The organism is Microbacterium sp. NPDC090225 (genome assembly GCF_044772365.1).
Classification (GTDB): Bacteria; Actinomycetota; Actinomycetes; order Actinomycetales; family Microbacteriaceae; genus Microbacterium.
Genome location: NZ_JBIVYS010000001.1, coordinates 2,880,860 through 2,888,438 on the forward strand (window position 1 = coordinate 2,880,860; position 7,579 = coordinate 2,888,438).

At 69.9% G+C, this 7,579-nt stretch carries 5 protein-coding genes and 1 rRNA gene; 5 read left to right on the forward strand and 1 reads right to left on the reverse strand.

Translation table 11 applies throughout. The features are described 5' to 3' along the window. Window positions 1-26 precede the first annotated feature (26 nt). Together ACIQTT_RS13845 and ACIQTT_RS13850 are read left to right on the forward strand one after the other, a co-directional pair. Entirely contained in the window at window positions 27-731 is a 705-nt protein-coding gene (locus ACIQTT_RS13845; protein ID WP_402791024.1) for a TetR/AcrR family transcriptional regulator, read from the forward strand. Window positions 732-742: 11 nt separating this feature from the next. Then, window positions 743-2,116, forward strand: coding sequence for a pyridoxal phosphate-dependent decarboxylase family protein (locus tag ACIQTT_RS13850; RefSeq protein ID WP_402791027.1), 1,374 nt, complete (start codon window positions 743-745; stop codon window positions 2,114-2,116). 27 nt (window positions 2,117-2,143) lie between these two features. Here the strand turns inward: ACIQTT_RS13850 and ACIQTT_RS13855 are convergent, their stop codons facing one another. Next, the gene (locus ACIQTT_RS13855; protein WP_402791030.1) at window positions 2,144-3,208 is read right to left on the reverse strand and encodes an alpha/beta hydrolase; all 1,065 of its coding nucleotides are present in this window, start codon (window positions 3,206-3,208) and stop codon (window positions 2,144-2,146) included. A 183-nt stretch (window positions 3,209-3,391) separates the two neighbouring features. Between ACIQTT_RS13855 and ACIQTT_RS13860 the strand changes: the two genes are divergently transcribed. The 3 genes from ACIQTT_RS13860 to ACIQTT_RS13870 form a co-directional block, all read left to right on the forward strand. Further along, the gene (locus ACIQTT_RS13860; protein ID WP_402791033.1) at window positions 3,392-5,128 is read left to right on the forward strand and encodes an ABC transporter transmembrane domain-containing protein; all 1,737 of its coding nucleotides are present in this window, start codon (window positions 3,392-3,394) and stop codon (window positions 5,126-5,128) included. After that, window positions 5,125-6,858 (forward strand): ABC transporter ATP-binding protein, encoded by a 1,734-nt coding sequence (locus ACIQTT_RS13865; RefSeq protein ID WP_402791036.1) that lies wholly within the window; start codon window positions 5,125-5,127, stop codon window positions 6,856-6,858. Before ACIQTT_RS13860 ends, ACIQTT_RS13865 begins: the two co-directional genes overlap by 4 nt. A gap of 507 nt (window positions 6,859-7,365) precedes the next feature. Continuing rightward, a 16S ribosomal RNA gene (locus ACIQTT_RS13870) occupies window positions 7,366-7,579 on the forward strand; the annotation flags it as partial.

The following is a 7,579-nucleotide window of genomic DNA, read 5'->3' on the forward strand; positions in this document are numbered from 1 at the left end:
ATCAACAGGTGCTACGGTAACCCGTGATGAACACGACGTCAAGAGTCTCCGGCCCCCGGCGCCTCCCTCCCGAAGAGCGCGACCGCTCGATCCTCGAGGGCGCCATCGGTCTCGCCCGCGAGAGCGGTCTGGAGGCTCTCACCATGCGCGCCGTCGCCGCACGCGTCGGCGTCACTCCGGCGCTCGTCGCGCACTACCGACCGGGGATGGACGCGTTCCTCGCCGACGTGTTCGGCGTGATCGTGGCGGCCGAACGCGACGAGGTGATGGCGTCGTTCGACCCCGCAGCCACCGTGCGCGACAACCTGCTGCGCATGACCGAGACGCTGCTCGACGGGCGGCGCGACGACGTGACCCTCGTGTGGGTGCAGGCATGGGCGCTGGGCGCACGCAACGAGGCGCTCGCCGCGCGAGTGCGCTCCGAGATGGACCTCTGGCAGAGCGCCCTCGAGGCGCATCTCGCCCGCGCCGTCGCCTCCGGTGAGATCTCGGCGACCCGCACCGAGACCGCCGCCTGGCTGCTGCTCGCGATGATCGACGGCATGAACGCGCACTCGCTGGTCAAATGGGCACCGCACGATCGCGCCGCGCTCGCCCGACGCGCGCTGGCCGTCGTGCTCGACCCGCGCGACGACGCACCCGACCTCCTCGCCCCGAATCCGCTCACCCGGAATCCCCTCACCTCGAACCCGCGCGACGCCTCGGCGTCCGACTCCTCCTCCGCGAAGTAAGGAACGCCCTCATGGATGCTGTGCGCATGCACGCTGCCTCGGCCGAGTCGACGGCCATCGTCGACGCGGTGCTCGACTACTCCCGACGGCGGATGCTGGCGGCCGACGTGCCGCTCGACAAGCCGCAGAGCGAGGCCGAGCTCAACCGCCTCGTCGGTGCGACCATCACCGATGCGGGACTGGGGGCGAACCGGGCGCTCAGCGTGTTCGAGCACATCCTCGCGCCGGCGTGCCTGACGACGAGCCATCCTCTCTATCTGTCGTTCATCCCCACCGCGCCGACCATGGCGGCGATCGCGTTCGACCTCGTGGTGTCGGCGTCCGGCCTCTACGGCGGCAGCTGGCTCGAGGGTGCGGGCGCGGTGCACGCCGAGAACGAGGTGCTCTCGTTCCTGGCGAAGGAGTTCGGGCTTCCCGACACCGCCGGCGGGGTCTTCGTGCAGGGCGGCACGATCGGCAACCTGTCGGCGCTGGTCGCCGCACGCGAGGCCGCCAAGGCGCGGCTCCTCGACGCGGGTAAGCAGCTCCCGGCACGGTGGAAGATCGTCTGCAGCGTCGAGGCGCACTCCTCGAACAAGTCGGCCGCGCGGGTGATGGACGCCGACGTGCTGCTCGTTCCGGCGGGCGACGACGGCGTCCTCCGCGCGGATGCCGTGCGCGACGCCCTCGCCGAGCACGGTGACGAGATCTGCGCGGTCGTCGCGACCGGGGGATCGACGAACTTCGGCATCGTCGACGACATCGCCGGCATCGCGGCGCTGAAGGACGAGTTCGAGTTCTGGCTGCACATCGACGGCGCATACGGTCTCACCGCGATGCTGTCGCCCGAGGCGCGGCACATCTTCGCCGGTGTGGAGCGCGCGGACTCGGTGATCGTCGATCCGCACAAGTGGCTGTTCGCGCCGTTCGACTGCTGCGCCCTGATCTACCGCGAACCCGAGGCGGGGCGCCGCGCGCACACCCAGCACGCCGAGTACCTCGACACGCTCACCGACGGTGACGACTTCAGCCCGTCGGACTACTCGATCCAGCTCACCCGTCGCCCCCGCGGCCTGCCGCTCTGGTTCTCGCTCGCGACCTACGGCGTCACGTCCTACCGTGACGCGGTCGGCGCGACGATGGCGCTCACCCGCCGCATCGCCGACGAGATCGCGGCGCGCCCCGGGCTCCGGCTCGTGCGCGATCCGCAGCTGTCGGTCGTCGTGTTCGAGCGCGACGGCTGGGAACGCGCCGACTACGACCGCTGGTCGGCCGCCCTGCTCGACTCGCAGCGCGCGTTCGTCGTGCCGAGCTCGCACCAGGGCCGCCCGAACACCCGCTTCGCGATCCTCAACCCGCTCACGACCTTCGAAGACCTCGTCGGCATCCTCGACACGATGGCCTGACAGATGCCCTGACGGATTGCCTGAGCCTCAGCGGGTCGTATGCGCGTCCAGGAAGTCGATGGTCTTCTGCAGTGCGGTCCGGGCATCCGGCAGGTCGAGGTGGAACTGGTACTCGTGGGGGAGTGCCGGCTCGTGCGGTGCGGGCCAGAAGAGCGTGGTGACCTCGACCCCCACCTCGTCGAGGCGCTTCGCCATCGGGATCGACTGCAGCCAGGTGAGGCCATCGCCGTTGCCGCCCGAGATGTACGTCGCGGGGAAGTCGGCGGTCACCCAGTCCACGGTCGACATCGTCGCACCCGTCGAGTCCTCGGCCCAGGTCTTGGTGCCGGAGTACGCCCACATCGCCGATTTGAAACCCCAGCCGGCGATGCCGTCGAGCTGCGCGAGCGCCGACAGGTCGTAGACGCCGCAGTTGAGCACGGTCGCGACCAACTGCGAAGCCTCGATCGACGGCGTGACGTCCATGATCTCGGCGTAGTCGGGGCTCGTGATGAGAGTGGCCATCTGGCTGGCGAGCTGGGCACCGGCGGAGTCCCCGGCGAGCACGATCTGCGCGGGATCGACGCCCAACTCGGCGGCGTGCTCATCGATGTAGGCGAGTGCCTCGTTGAGTTGGTTCACCGCGAGCGGGTACACGCCCTCCGGGCCGATCGTGTAGTTGACTCCGATCGTGGTGTACCCCTCGGCGGCGAGGATGCGCAGGTACGGGTCGACGTTCTCCTTCGCGCCCGAGATCCAGGCACCGCCGTGGATCCAGACGACCGTGGGCAACGGGCCGGTGGCGGATGCCGGAGAGAAGACGTCGAAGGTCGTGTCCGCGCCCCGGTCGCCGTACGCCACGTCGAGATGCTCGGTGAGCTTCGTGTCGGGCACGTGCCGGTCCATCTCGGCGGCGGTCTCGTCGCCGCCCTTCGTGAACACCGCGCGGATGATCATCGCCGACGGCCACGGGGTGAGCGAGCCGATGATCGCCACGACCGCGGCCACCCCGACGACGCAGGCGACGGCGATCTTCGTCCGCCGCCACGGACGGCGCCCCTTCTCGGGACGTGCCGATCGTGCCGACTCTGCCTCGTGCTCCTGCGCGCTCATGGGACTCCCTCTCCGCGCACCAGTGTGGCAGTACTCCGCGCGGCGGCGCACGCCCGATTCGACATCGCGACAGAGGCGGGAATCCTCGGCCGTGCGAACCGGTCCGGTGGCCGACAGCACTTGTCCGCTGGGCGACACCCGCCCTCGCTAGCGTGAAGAGGGCCCCCGATTCCTGGAGTCCCGATGCCCCGCCCTGCGCCGAACACCGCGCTGAATTCTGCGCCGAACCTCGCGCCGAATCCTGCTCCGACGACCGTCGGCAGGGTGTTCCGCGAGGGGGTGTGGGGGCGCGGGCGCCGGCTGCGCGCAGTGCTGTCGATCGCGGGCTTCTGCGGCCATCAGCTCGCCGAGGTCATGGTGCCGGTGGCGGTGGGCGTCGTGATCGACCGGGCCATCGCGCCGCACGATCCGGTGGCGCTCGGATGGGCGCTGGCGTTCCTCGTCGCCGTGTTCGCGGTGCTGATCTGCGCGTGGCAGCTGGGAGATCGCTCGGGCACCGTGGTCTACGCGCGCGGCGAGCACGCACTGCGGCAGGGGGTGCTCGGGCTCGCGCTGCGCCGTCGGGTGCGGCGCCCGGCGGGCGAGGTGCTGACGATCTCCTCGTCGGATGCCGGGCAGACCGCCGGATTCTTCTGGGTGATCGCCGAGCAGGCGGCCGCGGCGACGGCTGTGCTCGTCGCGTGCATCACGCTGCTCGTGATCGCGTGGCCGCTCGCGATCGCCGTCGTGATCGGCACGCTGGTGCAGGCGTTCGTCGTGCACCTCTTGAGCGGTCCGCTGCGGCGGCGCGGGTACGCGGCTCAGAAGCAGGCCGCGCGGCTCGACGCGGTGAGCACCGATTTCGCGACCGGCCTGCGCGTGCTCGGAGCCCTGGGTGGGGCGCCCCGGGCGGCGGAGCGCTACGTCGCCGAGAGCACGATCGCGGCCGAGGCCGCCTATCGCGCCGAGAAGGCGGCGGCCGGCCTCACGGCGCTGAACCTGCTGGTGAGCGGCCTCGCCTTCACCGGCATCGCGATGCTCGGAGGCTGGCTGGCGCTGGAGGGCGCGATCACGATCGGCGGATTCGTCACGGCGATGGGACTCGCGCAGACGATTCGCGGGCCGTTGCAGTCGCTGGGCTACCTGCCGGCGCAGATCGCGAGCAAGCACGGGTCGGCGACGCGCATCGCCGAGTTCACCGCCGAGGCCGGCGCGGATCATGCCGAGGCGGGAACGGGTGCCACCGAGGCGGGAGCGGATGCCGTCGCGCGGATGCCGGGGACGGATGCCCTCGCCGCGACCGCAGGCGGAGTGGCCGCAGGCGGGGTGGTCGCGCGCCTCGACGTCGACGGTCGGTCGATCGAGATCCGCGCGGGCGAGGTCACCGGCCTCCGGGCCGACCCCGCGCGGATCGCCGATCTCGCGCGTCTGTTCGGAGGGCAGCGCGAGGCCGAGGCGGGTGAGCTGGTGCTGAGCGGAACGGATGCCGCGCACCTCGATGCCGACGGTCTGCGCTCGCGGGTGTTCGCACCGCCGCACGACGCCGCGGTGTTCAGCGGTACGGCCGCCGAGAACATCGCCGATCCGATCGATGCCGCGCACCTCGAGGCATCCGCGTTCGATGAGGTGGTGCGCCGACTTCCCGACGGGCTCGACGAGCGCGTGGGAGAGAGGGGGCTGCGACTTTCGGGCGGGCAGCGCCAGCGCCTCCTGCTCGCCCGCGCGCTGCATCAGCCGCAACCGCTGCTGGTGCTGCACGAGCCGACCACTGCGATCGACCCCGTCACCGAGGCGCAGGTCGCCGCGGGGCTCGCGGGCGACGGGCGCACGATCCTCCTGCTCACCGACCGCGCCTCGCTGCTCGCGGCGTGCGCGCACGTGCACGACCTGAGGGACGATCACGACCCGAGCGGCGATCACGATCCGAGGGACGACGCATGAACGGCGAGAAGCTGCCGATCGCGAGCCGCCGCGACACCGCGCGCGGTCTCCTCACCGCCCTCGGGCATCGCCGGGGACTCGTCATCCTCGCGCTCGTGACCCTGTTCGCCGGTGTCGGGGCGGCGCTCGTCGCCCCGTGGGTGATCGGGCTCATGGTCGACGACATCGTGGCGGGCGGCGCAGGGCTGCTGCCGTTCGGACTGGTGCTCACGGCATCCGTGGTGTCGGCGGCCGTGCTCACCTGGGTCGGGCGCGTGCTGCTGGCCCGACTCGGGCAGGGCACGATCCGGGAGGTGCGCGAGGCGGCGTTCCGCACGGCTCTCGCGCAGCCGACGTCGCGGATCGAGTCCGCGGGAACCGGCGACCTGGTGGCGCGGCTCTCGGGTGATGTGCGAGCGGTGGGCGAGGTGGTCGAAGAGGCGCTGCCCGCCTTCCTCACCGCGGTGTTCGGCATCGTGCTGAGCCTGGTCGGGATGGGGGCGCTCGATTGGCGCTTCGCGCTCGCGGCCCTGTGCGCCGCTCCGGTGCAGTTCTTCTCGCTGCGGTGGTTCCTGCGCCGGTCCGCTCCGGTCTACCGCGAGCATCGCACGGTCGTGGCCGAGCGCGGGCAGCGCACGATCGAGGCGGTGCGCGGGGTCGATACGGTCGTGGCGCTGCGTACCGAGGAGAAGCACCTCGCCGGTATCGCCGAGGCCAGTGAGCAGGCGATCGGGCTCGAGGTCCGCGCGACGCGGGTGCGCAACGACTTCAACGTCTTCCTCAACGGTGCGGAGTTCGTGGGACTCGCGGCGGTCCTGGTGACGGGGTACTTCCTCGTCTCGGGCGGTCTGGTCGAGCTGGGTGCCGCGACCGCCGCCGCGCTCTACTTCCTGGGGCTGTTCGGGCCGATGGGCAGCCTGCTCTACCGGATCGACGACCTGCAGGATGCCGGGGCCAGCCTTGCGCGTCTGTTCGGTGTGATCGGGCTCCCCTCTCCTGCGCCGCGTACGGAGAGCGCGCCGGCACGTCGCGGCGCGATCGAGGTCGACGGGCTGTGGTTCGGGCACCGTCCCGAGCGCGACGACCTCGCCGGTGTCTCGCTGCGCGCATCGGCGGGCGAGAAGATCGCCGTGGTCGGCGCGAGCGGTGCGGGCAAGACGACGCTCGCCCGCGTGCTCGCCGGAGCCCTCCCGGCCGGCGGGGGCGACGTTCGTCATGACGGCCGAACTATCGGGGACTGGCACCCGCATGACCTGCAGGACGCCGTGATCATGCTGAGCCAGGAACCTCACGTGTTCGCGGGCACGGTCCGCGACGACCTGGGGTTGTTCGCGCAGGTCGACGAGGAGAGGATGCTCGAGGTCATCGACGCGCTGGGTGCGCACTGGATCCACCGGCTGCCCGAAGGGCTCGACACCGCGGTGGGCGAGTCGGGCCATCCGCTCACACCGGGGCAGGCGCAGCACCTGGCGTTGGTGAGGGTGGCGTTGTCGGATGCCTCCGTCGTGATCCTCGATGAGGCGACCGCGGAGGCGGGCTCGGCCGACGCCGAGATCCTCGACGACGCGGCCGCGCGGGCGATCGGCGCGCGCACGGGGATCGTGATCGCCCATCGGCTCACGCAGGCGGTGACCGCCGACCGCGTCCTGGTGATGGAGGACGGGCGGATCGTGCAGTCGGGAACGCACGCCGACCTCGTCGAGGCGCCGGGGCCCTACGCGCGGCTCTGGGCGGCATGGACCGCCTGGTGACCATGATTCCGCGGAAAACCGGGGCGACACGCCCGGCGGACGGGCTGGATTTGCCCGACCCCCGGAATCCACGTAAGTTATTACCTGTTCGCCCCACAGGGAAGCGGAAAGGCCGAGAGCCTCACCCCCCTCAAGCGGAGAACCACCCCCGAATCCACATCAACTCTTGTGAGTGTTCTGGATGAAGGAACTGCCTCATTTCGATGAGCAAGTCGCTGAAACGCGATTTGACAACAGGAACGAGAACAGTAAGATAGAGAAGTTGCCCTTCGGGCCTGGTTGTGATGACTGGGTCGTGGGAGCATCCGATCCTTGAGAACTCAACAGCGTGCACTTGTCAAATGCCAAATAACCTCGATTCAGCTTCGGCTGGATGAGATTCCTTTGGATCAAAGACCAACCTCCTTGTGGGGTTGGCAACGGATGAAGTCAGCAATGAATTTGTCTCTTTGGTCAGCATCAAACTCGCTGCTTCCCGGTTTTTCCCCGGGTGGTATGCATTTCTTTTTTACGGAGAGTTTGATCCTGGCTCAGGATGAACGCTGGCGGCGTGCTTAACACATGCAAGTCGAACGGTGAAGCAGAGCTTGCTCTGTGGATCAGTGGCGAACGGGTGAGTAACACGTGAGCAACCTGCCCCTGACTCTGGGATAAGCGCTGGAAACGGCGTCTAATACTGGATATGTGACGTGACCGCATGGTCTGCGTCTGGAAAGAATTT